The 17,876-nt window shown below is 39.6% G+C and carries 15 protein-coding genes, 1 other RNA gene and 1 pseudogene; 9 read left to right on the top strand and 8 right to left on the bottom strand.

Annotated features, from left to right (window positions below):
- Positions 1–290: 290 nt before the first annotated feature.
- The 4 genes and pseudogenes from E0H87_RS03280 (at position 291) to E0H87_RS03265 (ending at position 4,361) form a co-directional block, all read left to right on the top strand.
- Complete coding sequence (locus tag E0H87_RS03280; RefSeq protein ID WP_131322294.1) at positions 291–1,271, top strand: ABC transporter substrate-binding protein; 981 nt, start codon at positions 291–293, stop codon at positions 1,269–1,271.
- Positions 1,272–1,321: 50 nt separating this feature from the next.
- Positions 1,322–2,143, top strand: a complete 822-nt coding sequence (locus E0H87_RS03275) for an ABC transporter ATP-binding protein (protein ID WP_131322293.1) — start codon at positions 1,322–1,324, stop codon at positions 2,141–2,143.
- Positions 2,136–2,931, top strand: a pseudogene (locus E0H87_RS03270) (ABC transporter permease). The gene E0H87_RS03275 and the pseudogene E0H87_RS03270 overlap by 8 nt, the downstream one beginning before the upstream one ends.
- Positions 2,931–4,361 carry an amidohydrolase family protein gene (locus E0H87_RS03265; protein ID WP_131322292.1) on the top strand — a complete coding sequence of 477 codons (1,431 nt, stop codon included), beginning with the start codon at positions 2,931–2,933 and terminating at the stop codon, positions 4,359–4,361. Before E0H87_RS03270 ends, E0H87_RS03265 begins: the two are co-directional and overlap by 1 nt.
- 48 nt (positions 4,362–4,409) lie before the next feature.
- On the opposite strand, the gene ssrS is transcribed toward E0H87_RS03265, so the two are convergent.
- From ssrS to E0H87_RS03250, 3 genes are all read right to left on the bottom strand, one after another.
- Positions 4,410–4,594, bottom strand: a non-coding RNA gene (ssrS, locus tag E0H87_RS03260) — 6S RNA.
- Positions 4,595–4,694: 100 nt separating this feature from the next.
- Positions 4,695–4,979: a cell division protein ZapA gene (locus E0H87_RS03255; RefSeq protein ID WP_016167013.1), complete on the bottom strand. Its 285-nt coding sequence runs from the start codon at positions 4,977–4,979 to the stop codon at positions 4,695–4,697.
- Complete coding sequence (locus E0H87_RS03250) at positions 4,976–5,533, bottom strand: hypothetical protein (protein ID WP_131322291.1); 558 nt, start codon at positions 5,531–5,533, stop codon at positions 4,976–4,978. The genes E0H87_RS03255 and E0H87_RS03250 overlap by 4 nt, the downstream gene beginning before the upstream one ends.
- A 64-nt stretch (positions 5,534–5,597) precedes the next feature.
- Between E0H87_RS03250 and E0H87_RS03245 the strand changes: the two genes are divergently transcribed.
- Positions 5,598–6,227 carry a UPF0149 family protein gene (locus E0H87_RS03245; RefSeq protein ID WP_131322290.1) on the top strand — a complete coding sequence of 210 codons (630 nt, stop codon included), beginning with the start codon at positions 5,598–5,600 and terminating at the stop codon, positions 6,225–6,227.
- 76 nt (positions 6,228–6,303) lie between these two features.
- Positions 6,304–7,623: a Xaa-Pro aminopeptidase gene (gene pepP / locus E0H87_RS03240; RefSeq protein ID WP_131322289.1), complete on the top strand. Its 1,320-nt coding sequence runs from the start codon at positions 6,304–6,306 to the stop codon at positions 7,621–7,623.
- Positions 7,624–8,561: 938 nt separating this feature from the next.
- On the opposite strand, the gene E0H87_RS03235 is transcribed toward pepP, so the two are convergent.
- The 5 genes from E0H87_RS03235 to E0H87_RS03215 all read right to left on the bottom strand — a co-directional run bounded on the left by E0H87_RS03235 (position 8,562) and on the right by E0H87_RS03215 (position 14,320).
- A complete protein-coding gene (locus tag E0H87_RS03235; protein ID WP_131322288.1) occupies positions 8,562–9,053 on the bottom strand; it encodes a flavin reductase in 492 nt (163 codons plus the stop codon).
- 163 nt (positions 9,054–9,216) lie between these two features.
- Positions 9,217–10,263, bottom strand: coding sequence for a methionine synthase (locus E0H87_RS03230; RefSeq protein ID WP_131322287.1), 1,047 nt, complete (start codon positions 10,261–10,263; stop codon positions 9,217–9,219).
- A 36-nt stretch (positions 10,264–10,299) separates the two neighbouring features.
- Positions 10,300–11,292, bottom strand: a complete 993-nt coding sequence (locus E0H87_RS03225) for a DUF1852 domain-containing protein (RefSeq protein WP_131322286.1) — start codon at positions 11,290–11,292, stop codon at positions 10,300–10,302.
- A gap of 355 nt (positions 11,293–11,647) precedes the next feature.
- Positions 11,648–12,547 carry a LysR family transcriptional regulator gene (locus E0H87_RS03220; RefSeq protein WP_131322285.1) on the bottom strand — a complete coding sequence of 300 codons (900 nt, stop codon included), beginning with the start codon at positions 12,545–12,547 and terminating at the stop codon, positions 11,648–11,650.
- Positions 12,548–13,972: 1,425 nt separating this feature from the next.
- A complete protein-coding gene (locus E0H87_RS03215) occupies positions 13,973–14,320 on the bottom strand; it encodes a hypothetical protein (RefSeq protein ID WP_131322284.1) in 348 nt (115 codons plus the stop codon).
- Positions 14,321–14,996: 676 nt separating this feature from the next.
- On the opposite strand from E0H87_RS03215, the gene ubiH reads away from it, so the two are divergent.
- From ubiH to E0H87_RS03200, 3 genes are all read left to right on the top strand, one after another.
- Positions 14,997–16,205, top strand: a complete 1,209-nt coding sequence (ubiH, locus tag E0H87_RS03210; RefSeq protein ID WP_131322283.1) for a 2-octaprenyl-6-methoxyphenyl hydroxylase — start codon at positions 14,997–14,999, stop codon at positions 16,203–16,205.
- Positions 16,202–17,434, top strand: a complete 1,233-nt coding sequence (locus tag E0H87_RS03205) for an FAD-dependent monooxygenase (RefSeq protein WP_131322282.1) — start codon at positions 16,202–16,204, stop codon at positions 17,432–17,434. The genes ubiH and E0H87_RS03205 overlap by 4 nt, the downstream gene beginning before the upstream one ends.
- 174 nt (positions 17,435–17,608) lie before the next feature.
- A complete protein-coding gene (locus tag E0H87_RS03200; protein WP_131322281.1) occupies positions 17,609–17,857 on the top strand; it encodes a hypothetical protein in 249 nt (82 codons plus the stop codon).
- Positions 17,858–17,876: the final 19 nt, after the last annotated feature.

Below are 17,876 nucleotides of genomic sequence, written 5' to 3'. Positions count from 1 at the left end.
CTATTTCTGTTTGATCTGCTCTGCGTAGAAATTGAAAACTAGGTTTCTTTAAAACTAAAACGATGAAAAAGATTAAAAAAATAAAACTGGCACAGAGCTTGCTAAATCTAGTCTGAGTATAAGCGGTTAGTGTGTAGTTTACACATGGGACATTGCTCTACAGCGTTGGCTGTTCCTCTTTAGGGGACAAGGTTAAGTCTGACTTGGCTTTGAGAGTAAATCTATCCGAAAAATTTACCCCTAAAAAGAATAGCAAAAATGAGTTCATGCATATATTAGGGGTATTACTTATGAAAATTCATCACCGTGTAGGCAAAGGTCGTTTAGCTCTCCTTGCTAGTGCTTTGTGGTTCAGTTCATTTACACATGCAGCGGATAAATTGGTGCTGCAAACCACGTGGTACGCACAAGCTGAACAAGGCGGTTATTACCAAGCTTTGGCGCAAGGTATTTATAAAAAATATGGTTTAGATGTAGAAATTAAAATTGGTGGGCCACAGGTCAATAATATGACGCTGTTGTTGTCTAAACGTGCCGACATTATTATTAACTACGACTTGCAAGTGCTGAAAGGCATGGAAAGCAAGTTTCCAATTAAAGCCATTGCTGCGCCATTCCAGTTTGATCCGCAAGGCATGCTCACGCACAGTGATGTGAAATCGCTGAGTGATTTAAAAGGCAAAACCGTTTTGGTCTCGACCAGTGGGCAAGCCAGTTGGTGGCCATGGTTAAAAACTAAATATAAATTAGATGCTTCGCAAGCTCGTCCGTACACCTTCAATATGCAACCTTTCCTTGCAGGGAAGAATGTTGCACAACAAGCCTATGCCACTTCCGAAGTTTTCCAAGCCAAAAAAGCAGAACCATCCAGTAAATTCTTCTTGTTTGCAGATGCAGGTTATCCTGCTTATGGCGGTATTTTGGTCACCCGTAACGATGTTATTCAGACTAAGCCAGAAGTGCTACAACGTTTTGTTAAAGCCTCTATGGAAGGTTGGAAAAACTATTTAGCAGATCCAAGACTCGGCAATGCCGTCATTAAAAAAGAAAATCCAAACATGCAGGATGATTTATTGGCTTTTGCCGTAGGACAAATGAAAAAATTACATTTAATTGATGGCGGCGATGCCAAAACTAAAGGTCTTGGTGTCATGACCGATGCTCGTTGGAAAGCCACGCGCGACTTTATGGTCGGTGCTGGATTGTTGGATGCGAAGGTGAATTGGAAAGCAGCCTATACCACTCAGTTTGTGAGTCCTGTGAAAAAATAACGTAAAGCAAAGGTTAATAAAATAAGGCAGTTGCCTGAAGGGGAAACCTCATGAATTTCGCATTACCCATTGATGATTTACGACAAGCATCCACCAGTTTTATTGCTCCTATGCTCATGGCACGCGGAGTAGAAAAAACCTATCCAAATGGGACTAAAGCCTTAGAACGTTTAGATTTAGACATTGCCCGTGGAGAAATTATTTCCTTGCTGGGGCCATCGGGCTGTGGCAAAAGTACCTTATTAAAAATGTTTGCTGACTTAGAACAGCCTTCCGCAGGACAAGTACGCTGGAATGGAAAAAACGATATCCAGTCACAATGTAAAATGGCAATGGTGTTCCAAGAAGCCACTTTGATGCCGTGGGCAAATATCGAAGATAACGCACGTTTACCCTTAGATTTACAAGGCGTTGCAAAATCGAATAGCAGTCCTCAAGTACATGCAGCCTTAAAAGCCGTGGGTTTAGAAAACTTTACCAAAGCTTATCCAAGAGAGCTTTCAGGCGGTATGCAGATGCGAGCATCTTTAGCCCGAGCTTTAGTGACTGAGCCTGACTTATTGCTTATGGATGAACCCTTTGGTGCATTAGATGAATTTACGCGACACAAGTTAGACGGTGATATCCGAAAACTCTGGTCAGAACGTGATTTAACGGTGGTGTTTGTTACGCACAGTATTTACGAAGCGGTGTATTTGTCTTCACGTGTGATTGTAATGGGCGCACGCCCAGGTCGAATTGTGGCAGATATTGAAATCGATGGCCCGATTCAGCGTGACGAGTCCTTCCGTACCTCGGAATCATTCATCAAACAATGTTCACATTTATCGCAATTGCTGGTGCAAGCCAGTGGAGGTTTAGAACATGAATAAACCTTTAATAAAAAACCCAGCTATTCAGCGTTTCGTTGCACCGATCATTTTAGGATTGGTTTTGTTATTAACGTGGCAAATTAGTTTTCAGCAGCTGCAAGTTCCTGTTTATATCGTGCCTAAGCCCAGTGATATTGCCATGGCACTGATCAATCAATCAGGCTTACTGTTTGGCAGTTTATGGGTCACTTTGAAAATTACCTTATTGGCTTTTTTAAGTGCGGTAATTATTGGCACATTGGTGGCATTCTTGTTTGTACAAAGCCGTGTGATTGAAGCCTGTTTTATGCCCTATGCTATTTTATTTCAGGTCACTCCGATTGTGGCTATTGCACCTTTGGTGATTATCTGGATTCAAAATACCACCCTAGCTTTGGTGGTGTGTGCCATGCTGGTTGCGATTTTCCCCATTCTGACCAATACCACTTTGGGCTTAAGAAGTGTCAACAAAGGCTTGCTGAATTTATTCCAAATTAATAAAGCCAACCGTTGGCAAATTCTCATGCGCTTGCGTGTGCCAAACGCGCTACCGTATTTCTTTGGTGGGCTACGGATTTCATGTGGTTTGGCTTTGATTGGTGCCGTAGTGTCCGAGTTTGTGGCAGGAACAGGTGGTACCAGTGCAGGCTTGGCATATCAAATTTTACAGGCAGGTTTTCAACTGGATTTACCGCTCATGTTTGCTGCATTGTTACTGATTACTTGTACAGGTTTAGCCTTATTCGTCACGATGTCTTGGGTCAGTACCTTATTTTTTAAGCAAATGGCATGAAAGTGAGCAAGTGTAATGCAGACTCAATATTTAATTAAAAATGCCTATAGCATACTCACGGGTTTATCAGGTGAGGCGGCACGTTCCACCGCCACAGATATTCGCATTCAAGAAGGTAAAATCAGCGAGATTGGGCAGCTGAGTTTATTACCTGAAGATACCCTTATTGATGCAAAAGACTGTGTGATCTATCCCGCGTGGGTCAATACACATCATCATTTGTTTCAGTCTTTACTCAAAGGTGAGCCACAGGGGTTAAATCAAAGTTTAACGCCGTGGTTAGCCAGTACGCCGTATCGTTTCCGTGGAGCATTTGATGAAGACACCTTTCGTATTGCAGCACGTATTGGCTTGATTGAGCTACTACGTTCAGGCTGTGGCACCGTGGCTGATCATCATTATTTGTATTGGCCGAACATGCCGTTTGATGGCGCAGCAATTTTATTTGAAGAAGCCGATAAATTAGGTATGCGCTTTGTGCTTTGTCGTGGTGGGGCAACCCAGACGCGGGGTTTAGAAAGCGAGTTACCACAAGCATTACGTGCCGAAAATTTTGAAGATTTTATGCAAGATGTCGAACGATTAGTTCAGCGCTATCATCAAAAAGATGGCAATGCATTACGTAAAATTGTCATGGCACCGACCACATGTTTACATTCCACCACGCCCGCTCAATTACGTGAAACTGCCAAATTCGCACGCCAATTGGGGATTGGTTTACATAGCCATTTGTCCGAAACGGTTGATTATCTGGATGCTGCAAAAAATAAATTTGCTATGTCGCCAGTCCAGTTTTGTGCCGAGCATGATTGGGTGGGTTCCGATGTTTGGTTTGCACATTTGGTCAAGTTACTGCCTGAAGAAATTCAAATTTTGGGACAGACAGGTACAGGCATTGCACATTGTCCACAAAGTAATGCGCGTTTAGGCAGTGGCATTGCGGATTTGGTCGCGCTTGAACAAGCAGGTATGACTATTTCTATTGGGGTTGATGGGGCTGCATCCAATGAAGCTGCCGATATGTTGTCAGAAACGCATGCAGCTTGGTTAATGCAGCGCGCACGTAAAGGCATGTTGGCGGTACCGCAGTATGATGGCGGCAAGTTTGAGGGTGGGGCAGATGCTGCTAGCATTGAAGATATTGTGCGTTGGGGAACCGCAGGCGGTGCCAAAATTTTAGGTCTAGACCAAGTGGGAAGTATTGAAGTTGGGCAGCAGGCCGATTTTGTGTTGTATCAGTTAGATGACCCGCGTTATTTTGGATTGCATGACCTTGCCATTGGTCCAATTGCAAGTGGCGGCCGCGCCCATATTAAGGCCATGTTTGTCGCAGGTAAAAGGGTGATGCAGGATGACCAAATTCCCAATGTAGACATGATGGAGCTTGCATGGCAGGCACGACTGTCGGTTCAGTTATTGCAAGAACGTACTTTGAAGATTGCTTAAGATAGAGGAGGAAATAATTGAATATAAGGTATTTATTATATGAAATTAAAGTACTCCGAAGATGCCGCTGCATGTGTCGTTACCCTGAACCCGATGAGTTCAAGGTGGACGCGACGTATACTTGCTGGGTTTCCCACTCGAAGGTGGGCATACACTCTAAATATACAGAACGCAATCCATAAGTTTAAGTATCGGCAGGGGAATAGACCCGCTGGCGAACATCTCAGAGTTAAGCCTAGTATAACGGATAAAGTCATACTGGCAACTCATCGTAGGCAAAGAACTGTAAAGTTAAGTGCTGTTTGACGAGAGATTATGCAAATAAACGTGAAACTAGGTAAGTGTTTTAACATCTTCAAGAATGGTACTGAGCAAACGTTCACAATGTGCATATTCCTGTAAAGACTTATTCATTGCGAGCACTTCTTGCATTAGCTCAAGTGCAACCATAATAATCAGCTTACTCGGTTCAACACGGGGTGCTTGACGTCGGAATTCGTCATATTTGTCATTCAACAATTGTGCTGCACGTTCCAACTCAGGTTTTTTCTCTTCTGTGGTGGCTAAACGAAAGCTATGTCCCAATACACGTAGTTCAACAGGAATTTGTTCGCTCATGATTGTATTTCCTCATTTACTTCGGTGGGATGAGCCAATTGTTGAATTTCTTGCGCATGTTGGTCTTGTTCAGTGCCTAAAATAGATAGGCGTTGAATAATGGTTTCAACTTTGGTACGTGCCAACTCATTTTTTTGTAACAATCTATCACGTTCCTGCTGCAAACCTTGAATTTCTTGCTGAGTATGCCGCTGTTCATTCTGCATTTTTTCTTTAATGACACGTAATTCATTACGTTCACTTAAAATATCCTGAAAGCGATTTTTTAAATCGGTGCAGCTTTTTTCCAAACGGCTATAACGGTCGGCTAACGCTGTTGCATCGGTATTGAGTTGCTTAAATTGGGATTGTACCTCAGTCAGTTGTTCTGTAAGGTTCTCAATTTCTTCTTGTTTTTTGGTAATGATGCCGTTTTTATGCACAACTTGGGCATGGTGTTGCTCAGCGGCAGTTGCGCTGGCTTCGGTTAGTGCATTATTTTCGGTTTCATAATGCGCGAGTCGGGTTTTTAAAACGCCAATATGCGCCTGTAGACGCTGTAATTCTTCTAACATAACGTAGTCGCACAGTGTTGCAAACAAAGGTAATATATAAGAAGTATAGAGATTGGATAAACGAATGCAAGACGATATTTCAGGTTGGTCGGAATGGAACCAACATTTTTCCCAAATTGACGAGATTTCAAGCCCAAGTGAGTTACATGGGTTACTCACTGGTATAGTTTGTGTGACTCAATCGCCGACGCGTGAAGAGTGGCAACAAATTTTAGCGACACTTAATGTACCAGAATTAAGTGATATGGCTTTAACTGTGCTTACAGATGAGGCAGAAGATGTATCGCATGCATTATCGGACGATGAATTAGATTACTTACCTTTGTTGCCAGATGATGAACATGTGTTGCCAGATCGTGTGCAAGCACTGGCAGATTGGTGCGCAGGTGTCGTATTAGGCTTTGGTTTAGCATCAGGTCATATTCGCCAAGATGAAATGGAGTTGATTGAGCATTTACAAGATGTGGCTGCGGTTGAGTTTGAAGAATCTGACAATGACGAAGAAGGCGAAGACAGTTATCAAGAACTGTATGAGTTTGTACGCTTGATTCCTGTGAGCTTAGCTTTAGGGCGCACGAAAGTGGCCGTAGATGAAAGTTCATTATTGCAAAACTTTCATGCCAAAATGCAGCAGAAAAAAACGAGTGCTGAAAACAATGTTGTAGAAATGTTTACACCACATCGACCAAGTTAATTTTGGTCGATTTTTTGCTTTAAGATCACAAACACAGCAACCCTATTCTATATTCAACAAGACCGAAGAACATTTAATGAAAAAACTGACTCAAGTAGATTTTAAGGAACGTCGTGACCGCCTCGCAGAGGAAATGGGACCACATAGCATTGCGATTATTGCCACCAGCCCAGTAGCAATTCGTAATCGGGATGCAGACTACAAATTTCGAGCGGACAGCAGTTTTTTCTATTTGACGGGTTTTGCAGAACCAGAAGCGGTTGCTGTTATTGAAACCTATGAATCTTTGGACGAAGGTTATACTTATAGCTTGTTCTGTCGTGAACGTGACCGTGAGATGGAAATTTGGAATGGTTATCGTGCGGGTGTTGATGGTGCAGTGGATGATTATGAAGCCGATGAGGCTTATGCGATTGATCTACTTGATGAAGAAATCATTGAAAAATTATTGAATAAACAGAAATTATTTTATCGTATTGGACACAGTTCTGAGTTTGATGTCCGTGTGAGTAAATGGATTCAGCAGGCAGATGCCCAGCAACGTCGTGGCAATGAATCGCCAGCACAAGTGATTCAACTGGATCGTATTTTAGATGAAATTCGTCTATTTAAAACACCACAAGAAATTGAATTAATGCAGATTGCATCGAATATCAGTGCACAAGCCCATACCCGTGCTATGCAAACTGTGCGTGTGGGCATGATGGAATATGCCTTGGAAGCTGAACTGAATTACGTGTTTGGTCAACAGGGTTGTGTTCCTGCCTATAACAGTATTGTGGGTGGTGGTGCCAATGCTTGTATTTTGCACTATGTAGAAAATAACCAAGAATTGAAAGATGGTGATTTGGTTCTGATTGATGCGGCTTGTGAATATGAGTTATATGCGTCAGACATTACCCGTACTTTCCCAGTCAATGGCAAGTTTAGTGCTGAGCAAAAAGCGTTATATGAAATTGTATTAAATGCGCAGCTTGCCGCGATTGATGCAGTCAAAATTGGCAACTCATATAAAGAACCACATAATGTTGCGGTGCGTATTTTGGTAGAAGGCTTATTGTCACTCGGCATTATGCAGGGAGATATTGAGAAAATTATTGAAACCGAAGCTTACCGTCAGTTTTATATGCATGGTACTGGACACTGGTTGGGGATGGATGTGCATGATGTAGGCGCATACAAGCAAGCAGGAGAATGGCGTCCTTATGAAGAGGGCATGGTCGTAACGATTGAACCAGGTCTTTATATTGCACCAGATGATGAAACGGTAGATGCGAAATGGCGTGGCATTGGTATTCGTATTGAAGATGATGTTGTTGCAACCGCCAATGGTCCACTGGTTTTAACCAAAGATGTGGTGAAATCGATTGCAGAGATTGAAGCATTGATGGCTTAAGCATCAATAATATGAAAGCCAATTATGAGACTGGTTTTATCATTTTGAATAGCAAGATTTCATAGAAGATAATTCGCGTAAAATAGCTCCTTGATATGGGGCTATTTTTTTAAGTTTTGTATAAACTATATTTTGCTGGTTTGATGGAAACTAAATTATTTACATACAGTGAGGCATCAGAACCTTGATTAGAGTTAAAGAAAATGCAATCAATTTTTAGGCAAAATAATATAGAAAAATTTTTACCAATATTTCGTTATACATTAGGTGTTTGTTCAATTTTTCTAAGCATAATTGGAATTGGGTTTATTATTTTTATATATCCATTATTGTTTGTTTTTCCATTATTTTTATACCTTATTTTTCTCAATTTTAGTAAACCTAAACGAATATTAGATCAATTTGATCTAATACAAATTTGTATGTGGCTTATTGTGCTTCTACCTCATGAATATTTTTTTATTACTATTGTAGTATTAGGTATATTTATTCTGCATAAAGTGATCAAAGAACAGTTGATTAAATGTAATATTATGTTGGGGTTTTGCATTGTATTTTTTATTACTAAGGATTTTTTTTCAATCATTTTACTAATAACACTGTGTCTTTTGTCTACATTTTATGATTTTAGAATCAATCAAAAAAAATCGGTGCAATCGCCATTTTATTAAATGATGATGTACTCAGAATTCTTAAATCAAATTTCTCTAAATTAATGTATTCATATGGGGAATTTTCAAGAGATTTCTATATTTTGTACTGTTGAGAAAGTTAAGGCAAAGGCTGTGTCGCTAAATTCTAGATTTTCAAGAAAGGCTATCTTGATGAAATGGGCTTAATCAGAAGAATATAGAATAATGAAAGCCAATCAAAAGATTGGCTTTTTTTATTTTTGGTATTGGTTTTTTCGAAATATACTCTATCGAAGCAACTATTATTTAAGCGATTTCCGTCTGCCCGACTTGATGATAAGCACGATTAAAATAAACTAGACTTTGATCTTGCTTGCTTTGCTGAATTGCAACAATACGGCAGATCAAAATGGTATGTGTACCGACTTCCTGAATTTGATCAATTTCACAATCAAAATTGACCAAAGCATCTTCCAATACTGGTGCGCCTGTTTCCAACTCTTTCCAAACACCATGCTTAAAACGTTCTTCTGAACTTAGTTTAGATGAGAAAACGTTAGAGATATGCTCATGCTGCGCACCTAAAACATTTACCGTTAAAATCTTATTTTCGATAAAATGCTCATGTGATCGAGAAGCTTTATTCATACAGACCAATAACGTTGGGGGAGTATCAGTCACGCTACATACGGCAGATGCAGTGAAACCATGACGATCAGACATACCTGCCGTGGTCACAACACTTACTGCGCTGGTTAACGAAGACATAGCATTTCTAAAGTCTGTTGCTTCAATCATCACTTTATTCCTAAATTGAACCGTACATTTTGTTTAAATTGGGCTATATCACGCAATTCGGTCATATAACCACTGGATTAGAATGTATTCTGGCGGAGCACTGACGCGTGCTTTTTATTGAGATAAGAGCTACTCATTTTATCTAATGCGTAGCTCTTTCACATCATGCAATCGATGCGTAAGAAGTCGAAAGTTCTTTACGAATGATTTCAGCACCTGCACTTAACGCATTGAGTTTGCCTCTTGCAACATGACGTGCCAAAGGCGCCATACCACAGTTCGTTGATGGATAAAGTTTATCTGCATCAACAAATTGAAGTGCTTTACGTAATGTGTTCGCCACTTCTTCAGGTGTTTCAATGCTATTGGTTGCGACATCAATCGCACCCACCATGACTTTTTTACCACGAATCAGTTCAATCAGATCCATTGGCACACGAGAGTTTTGACATTCAAGTGAGATGATATCAATTTTAGACTGTTGAAGTTTAGGGAATGCTTCTTCGTATTGGCGCCATTCTGAACCTAAAGTCTTTTTCCAGTCGGTATTTGCTTTAATGCCGTAACCATAGCAAATGTGTACCGCAGTTTCACACTTTAAACCTTCAAGAGCACGCTCTAAAGTTGCCACACCCCAATCATTTACTTCATCAAAGAACACATTAAATGCAGGCTCATCGAATTGAATGATATCGACGCCAGCAGCTTCGAGTTCTAAGGCTTCTTGGTTCAAGATTTTGGCAAATTCCCAAGCCAGTTTTTCACGGCTTTTGTAGTGACCATCATAAAGCGTATCAATCATGGTCATTGGGCCAGGCAGTGCCCATTTAATTGGTTGTGTGGTTTGGCTACGTAAAAATTTAGCATCTTCCACAAACACTGGCTTTTGACGAGAAACTGCACCCACTACAGATGGAACACTGGCATCATAACGGTTACGGATACGTACTGTTTCGCGCTTCTCAAAATCCACGCCATCTAGATGTTCAATAAACGTGGTGACAAAATGTTGGCGAGTTTGTTCACCATCACTGACAATATCAATGCCTGCATGGAGTTGTTCTTGCAATGACAAACGTAAGGCATCTTGTTTCGCTTCGAGTAATGCTTCACCTTCGAGTTTCCACGGTGACCAAAGTTTCTCAGGCTCAGCAAGCCAAGAAGGTTTAGGTAAACTGCCAGCGGTTGATGTCGGTAATAAAATTGCCATTATAAATCTCTATTTCAATATTCTATTTCAGGTAAATTAAGCAGCGTTACGGTCTGCGTTGTAATTGGCAGCCCATTGCTCAAGGATGTTTTGATAAGGCTTGATAAAGTTTTCTTCAGTCCATTTACCTTGTTTGACTGCGAGCTGACCACGTTCAACACGGTCATACACAATTCGTGTTAATGAGTAATCTGGGTACTCTAGACTTGCCTGATAAACTTGCGCTGCTGATGAATTTGCATTGTAAATTTCAGGACGATAAATCTTTTGGAACGTTTCCATGGTACTAATCGCGCTGATCAGTTCAAAATCAGTGTAATCACGTAGCAAATCACCTGCAAAATAGAATGCTAAAGGTGCAGCACTGCCTTTGGGCATAAAGAAGCGAACCTGTAAGCCCATTTTATGGAAGTATTCATCGGTACGTGAGTATTGATCTTGCTTGTATTCAACACCCAAAATCGGATGTTCATTGGTGGTACGGTGATAAGTTCGTGCCGTTGAAACACTCAAGCAAATCACAGGCTGTTGATTAAATTCTGCTTTAAACGTGTCCGAATTCACTAAGTATTGATACAGCTTGCCATGTAAATCACCAAAACCTTCAGGTGCATACGAGGTTGAGTTCGCTTTATTATGTTCTTTGAGTACCACGCTAAAATCGTAGTCACGTACATAAGATGAGAAGCTATTGCCAATCATGCCTTCAATACGTTGATGGGTATGATGATCGGTAATGGTGCTTTTCAGCATTTCAATAATTGGGAAAGTTTGACCGTTACCTTCAATATCTAAATCCGCAGAAATAATATCAATTTCAAGCGAATAACGATCACCATTTGGATTATCTGTTTGTGCTAAAGCATTAAAACGATTGTTAATCATTCGAAGCGTATTACGTAGATTCTGCTCACGGCTTTCACCACGTGCTAAGTTAGCAAAGTTAGTCGTTAGGCGTGTGCTATCTGCTGGTTGATAGTTTTCATCAAAACGAATGCGTTTGATTGAACATGCAAACTCTTTACTCATGGTGATGGTCATCCTAATTTTTGAGATTAAATCTAAATTGCTTGAATGGTGTAATTTATACCGCAATCCAAACATGAATAAAAATGATTTAGTCTCAGTGTAAAGTGAGTAAAATTCATGTTTAAGGTTTAAGCCACATTAAAATAGGCGTGTTTTCGTATTGGCTTTGCGAAAGAATATAAAAATTAGGAATAAATGACTGACTTGTTTCCAAGTCAGTTTTATGGTGTTTGGGGGATGATGAAAACTTATTTTTATCGATTTTAAAGATGGAATTCTATTCTAAATATTTGTTTAATATCAGTTTGTTTTGGATATTTCTTATAAGCTAGATTGTGTTGATTTTAGGGGGGATTTAAGCATCTATTTTATAAAAAACCTGAATTGCTTTTGCACAATTTTCTATGAGTGAATCATTGCCTTTTTTCCAAATTAATCTAACTTCAGATTCATTATTTTTATCACTTATTGAAAGTAACTTAACATTCTTTGGAAGAACGGTAGAGAACTCCTCAGGTACGATACAAATACCATAGTCATTGGCAACCAATTCTAACTGTGAAAGTTTCCTTGAGGTAATTCTGGATTTTTTCTGGACGAATCCATTACTTAAGCAAAGATTAGACACCAAATAACTTAGACCTCCACGTTTAGAATGTGGCGTAGAAACAAACCTGAGCTCTTTTAACTCTCTAATATAAATACTGTCCTTCTTAGCAAAATTTTGATTAGAGACTGAGACAGCGACATGTAAAGGGGCTTTATATAAAATTACAGAATTTATTCCATCTAAACTGTGGTGAACTGGAGGTCGAATAAATCCAATATCAATATCACCACTGAGTATTGCCTCAATTTGAGCCTCTGAAGAAATAGTATTGATCTCTATATTAATTTGATATTTTTCACATAATTGATCTAAAGCTTTAAGTTTTTCTTTATCGAAAATAATGCTACTAGAATGGCTAACTTTTACGACTCTATCTTCTCCCAGACTAACTCTCTTTGCTAACTCGATGGAATTATTTAAATTCTCAAGATGATTTTTTAAGCTTTTATAAAGAGTTAATCCAGCAGAGGTTAATTTTATTTTTTTCTCAGATCGATCAAAAATGCAGAAACCTAGCTCATCTTCTAAATTTTTTATTTGTCGGCTTAAAGCTGATTGTGCAATAAATAGCTTTTCTGAAGCTGCGATAAAGCTTCCTTCTTCCACAATACTGATTAGATAATTACATTGTTTAAAAGTTAACATATCTCAAAAATAGATAGATTGGTGTTTTTTTTATATTAGATTAGATTGATAGGTTGTTATATCTTTTTTTTAATAGAATTAAGTCAAGTCGAAGCTAAAATGGTTCTTAAGAATAAAATTATTTTATTTATCGTTGTAGTCGTTATCTGCTTAGCAGCTCAGTCTTATGATAATTACACAGAGAGGCTTTCTAAATCGGCTTTAGATCATATAGATTTATTGATTGATTAAGCCTTTATTTAACCGAATGCTGCTTATGCAAAACAATTTAGACAATAAAAAAGCCCGACATCCTGTCGGGCTTTTTCGTATGCGTTGCTTAGGTATAACTCCTGTCGTACCTCACGTCCTAGTGGTGCACTTATCATTATTGTTTTATGTGTTGGAACATCCTGTTCTCTATGTCCCCATCATATGAAAAATATCAGTAGCGACCTAGACGCAATGATCCCTAATTCGTGTCAGCCAGAGCGTACATCATTGCTCAAAACTTACCCCCAAAGTTTATCCGCAGATTTTGTACAGGTGGGTAAGCCCGCGTTAGCGTAATTTGAATTGACCAAAGATTGTAAGAATTGCTTGATCTATCATACCGCCATTCAGCTTGGAGAGAATACGCAGTCTGCTCCGGTCTATGAGCGGGTTAATCTATAGTTCACTGCTGAACAGCATAAACAGAAGGAAATTGATTGAACAACAGGTTGCACATGGCGAATTCGCAAGAGGTTTCTGGATCTTAATTGTGAGCAATCGCTCACCATCTTTAAGAAAGCCGAACAGATTAACAGTCCTGAAAAATAGGGCAGTATGCTTATGGCTGAGCGGTCTTTCCCGAATTAGGATGCGCTTATCACCGCTCTATTCTGACGGCAAAAAGAGAGAGGTAAACTGGCATTAAGTTGGGGTATTGTTTATCGAGACACATTTCTTGACTTGTTGTTATTTCATCGCTACGATTAAATAAGAATCAAAATGCATCATAGCTTGCAGCCAGATTGACACTTCCATCCTATGATGTCGAGCGATCAAAAGGACTCCGCGTGGGAGTGCATTGAAAACTATATTAAAGAAGACCCTTGATCTGTTGGTGACTTTATTTTTATTTTAAAATCAATAATATAGATTTAAATATAATAAAGCTTAAGACATTGATGGGTGTCTGTTGCCTTACTTAACCTACCTTTATCGCTCTTTCCCTCATCGAAAATAGTTTAAGCCACATTAAAAATAGGTATGTTTTCGTATTGGCTTTGCGAAAGAATATAAAAATTATGGATAAGCCACCGACTTGTTTCAAAGCTGGTGTTTTGTGAATTTTTAGTGGTGGTTTAATTTTTTAAGTAATTGATATTTATATTCATATGCAAGTGTACTTCGTATAACCGCCATTATGTTAAATGGATTATAATTCCCAGATTAAAGTTTCTATTTTTTCCATCTTTGGGTAACTAAAATACTAATAATTGGCAACCATGGTAAAGTTAGGATTGCAATATTCCATACATAAATTCGAATTGGAATGGAGCCTTCTGAGTAAAATATTCCCCACCAAATAAATTCTAAAATAACAATCGTGACTAAAGTAGTTAATAGAATACTGACAATGAACTTTATGTTATTGCCATAGATTTTTGAAATTATTAAATCAATAACCATAAATATTGCAAGAAAAAATATATGACCTAGTAAAAATCCAACAATGACAAAAATAGGTGAAGCAAGTCCGAATAAAGCAACTCCTAATGCATATGAACCACTTGCATTATCAGGCATCTGAGGATGATTTAAGTCTTTATAAAAGATGAGCCAAACAAGCGGAAGAATACATATACAAATCCAAAAACTGCGTTTCATAAATGAATAAATTTGAGTGTTACTATATTTTTTATCAAATGTAGTTCTAATAAATATAATAAACAAAACAAAAAACGTAATAATACAGATAGTTATAATCAAAAAATTTTCCTTATGAGTAGTTCATATTTCAGTTCAGTGACTATTAAAAGATAATCAAAAAATAGATTTTTTCTTTTTTTACTAAAATTATTGGTGGCTATTCATTAAGTCTTGCTAAAATCAAAACAATGCACTTTATACGTAATCAACTTATTATTGTGATATAAATCAAATCGATAGTCCCCTGAACTCAGCCCAATATCTCCATATTGGGCTTTTTTATTGATTTTTCATGTTCCACAAACAATTATTCAACATTGTTTCACGCTATTTGCTATTTATAAGTTAGCTGAAACAGTACCTTGAGCAAGTTTCCCAATAACCGACAGTACATACTTTTTCAAAATCATGGAAGCTCATTTTACCGTGATCGTACGTAAAAAAGTCCGTTTCATTATAAAAATGAAACGCTTTGATGTAATATAAAATCCATTAAAACTTATAGGTATTTTGAGGTTTTTTCCTTCGAATACGCCATAAAAAGGATACAAGCATGCAGCAAGAAGTCGTCATTGTCGGTGGTGGAATGGTTGGGCTGAGTCTGGCACTCATGTTGGCGAAAGCAAATATTGCAGTCAAACTGCTCGAAGCCATCAAATACCCAAATTATGATGATATAAATCTTGCACCGTACCATTCCAGTTTCGATGCACGAAATAGTGCTTTGTCTCGCCGTAGCGTGCAAATTTACCAAGAACTGGGTTTATGGGATGCCTTGCAACAACATGCAACACCCATCTTACAAGTACATATTACTGAAGAAGGCAGCTTTGGTAAGGCGCGTTTAATTGCAGAGCAAGAGAAAGTCGAAAGCTTTGGACAAGTCATTGAAAATGCGTGGTTAGGGCGTGTGTTACTGACCCAAGTTCGCCAACAGCCATTGATTGAATTGATTGATGGTGTGCAGGTCACCTCACTTACCCAAGATGCAGAGCATGCTTATATTGAAGCTCGACGTGGTGAAGAACAGTTGCAACTACAAGCCAAGTTGGTGATTGCGGCAGATGGTCGAGATTCGTTCTGTCGTCAAGCTTTGGGTATTGGTGTATCTGAGCATGATTATGATCAAGTAGCAATTGTCACCACCGTACAAACTTCGAAACCGCATCAACATATTGGCTTTGAGCGTTTTAGTCCTCTTGGGCCATTGGCATTGTTGCCTTTACCGAGTGAATACCGTCGTTCAGTAGTTTGGCCAGTGAAAAAGGGCACAGAGCAAGAGTGGTTGGGAGAAGAAAATGACCAGCATTTCTTGGATGCTTTGCAGCAAACCTATGGTGACCGTGCAGGTAAATTCCAAAAAACAGGTAAGCGTTTTAGTTATCCATTGTCACAAGTTTTAGCAGAAAAGCAGGCAGTAGGGCGTGTAGTGCTGATGGGTAATGCGGCACATACCATTCACCCTGTTGCAGGACAAGGGTTTAACCTATGTATGCGTGATGCCTATGTATTGCTGCGCTATTTAGAAGCACAACAGAGTGCGGGTGCTGACCTCGGTGAGCCAAGCATATTACTTGAATATGAACAAGCTCGCTTAAAAGATCAGCAACGTGTCATTAAGTTCTGTGACAGTGTGGTACGAGGTTTTAGCAATCAAAATCCGATGCTGAAATTATTACGTAATACAGGACTGATCGCATTTGATTTAATTCCGGGTATTAAACCATTGGTGGCCACTTACGCAATGGGACTAAAAGCATGAGTCAAGTTTTAGATGTTGTGATTGTTGGTGGTGGTTTAGTCGGTGGATTGACCGCCTTGTTGCTGGCTCAAGGTGGTGTACAAGCAACGGTTTTAGATGCTGCACCTATTTTGGATGAGGGCAAAGTATTAGCGGTTGCTAATCCACGTGTATTGGCACTGAGCCAAGCGACCATCCATTTACTTAAGACCGTAAAAGTTTGGGAGTTATTGGCGCGTCAAATGCCCTATAGCGGTATGCAGGTCTGGAATAAAAATGGCTATGGTGACATTCATTTTGGGGATGTCGCAGAAAAAACTCCTTCCATAGAGCAAGCATTGGGTTCAATGGTCGAGCCCAGTATTTTGAATTTAGCCATTCAAAAACGCATGTTGAGCGAAGTCAAAGACTATCGAACGCAAGTCAAAGTCACGAGAGTGGAACGTGGCGTTGGTGTTTGGCATATTCATCTAGCGGATGGCACACAACTCACCACTAAATTGGTGATTGGTGCCGATGGAGCCAACTCTTTTGTGCGCGAACAGGCATTTATTGATCTGGATGTATTGGATTATCGTCAGGCAGGCGTGACCTGTGCCATTCGTACCGCGCAGCCGCATCAACATGTCGCCCGTCAAATTTTCTTAGAAACGGGTCCCTTGGCATTTTTACCGATGGCAAGTTTAAAGCCTGAGCAGAATGGTTATTGGCAGTCGATTGTTTGGACTTTACCTGATGACTATGCCGAGGAATATATCGCACTGGATGACGCTGCCTTTTTACAACTGCTGACACGTGAAAGTCAACATATGTTGGGTGAGGTGTTAGAAGCGACACCACGGGCGATGTTTCCGTTGAAAGCACGGGCTGCACAGCAATATGTGACTTCAGGGCTAGCCTTAATTGGAGATGCGGCACATGTGATTCATCCATTGGCAGGGCAAGGGGTGAATATTGGCTGTTTAGATGCTGCGGTATTGTGTGATGCCTTATTGCATGACTTTTCGCGTGGGGTATGGGCACATGAGCAAACCTTGCAGCGTTATGAACATCGCCGTAAAGGTCAAAATGACGCCATGATGCATAGCATGTCGGCAATTGGCTGGCTAGAAACCACAGAATTTTTTCCCGTAATTTGGGCGCGTAATTTTGGCTTAAAACAAGTTGAACAACAGCCCGTAGTAAAAGATGCTTTTATGATGCAAGCCAACGGTTTGCAGGTACTGAAAAATACCCGTTATGCAAATTAGGTTTAAACAGATAATTTTTAGGCATTTAGTTAAATCTGATTACGAATTTGATTAAAAAAGATACGATTTTTTTGCATTAAGTACTATGCGAAAGCGATTTAGATTGATAAATTTCATCGTAATTCGAAATCGATTCGAAACGAAGTATTTGGAAGTCATTGTGGGGAGATTAAGATGACGGATATGAATGATTATGATGATGCAGAAGACTCTGTTGTAGATGAGGATGAAGCGAAGGCTGCCGAAAAAGGTGCATCAGATGAAGTCGAAGGGGCTTCGGATGGTGATGTGGCTGAGGCAGAAACATTAACCGTGACTGCAAAGAAGAAGCAACGTGAAGCTTTGGAAGATGAAGTCGCTGCATTCTTAGCCCGTGGTGGACGTATTACTGAAGTTCCACCCGATGAGTCTGCACACGACTAATCTAGCAGTATAAAAAACC

The organism is Acinetobacter sp. ANC 4178 (assembly GCF_004331175.1).
Taxonomy (GTDB): domain Bacteria; phylum Pseudomonadota; class Gammaproteobacteria; order Pseudomonadales; family Moraxellaceae; genus Acinetobacter.
This window is presented reverse-complemented; position numbering and strand designations above follow the sequence as displayed.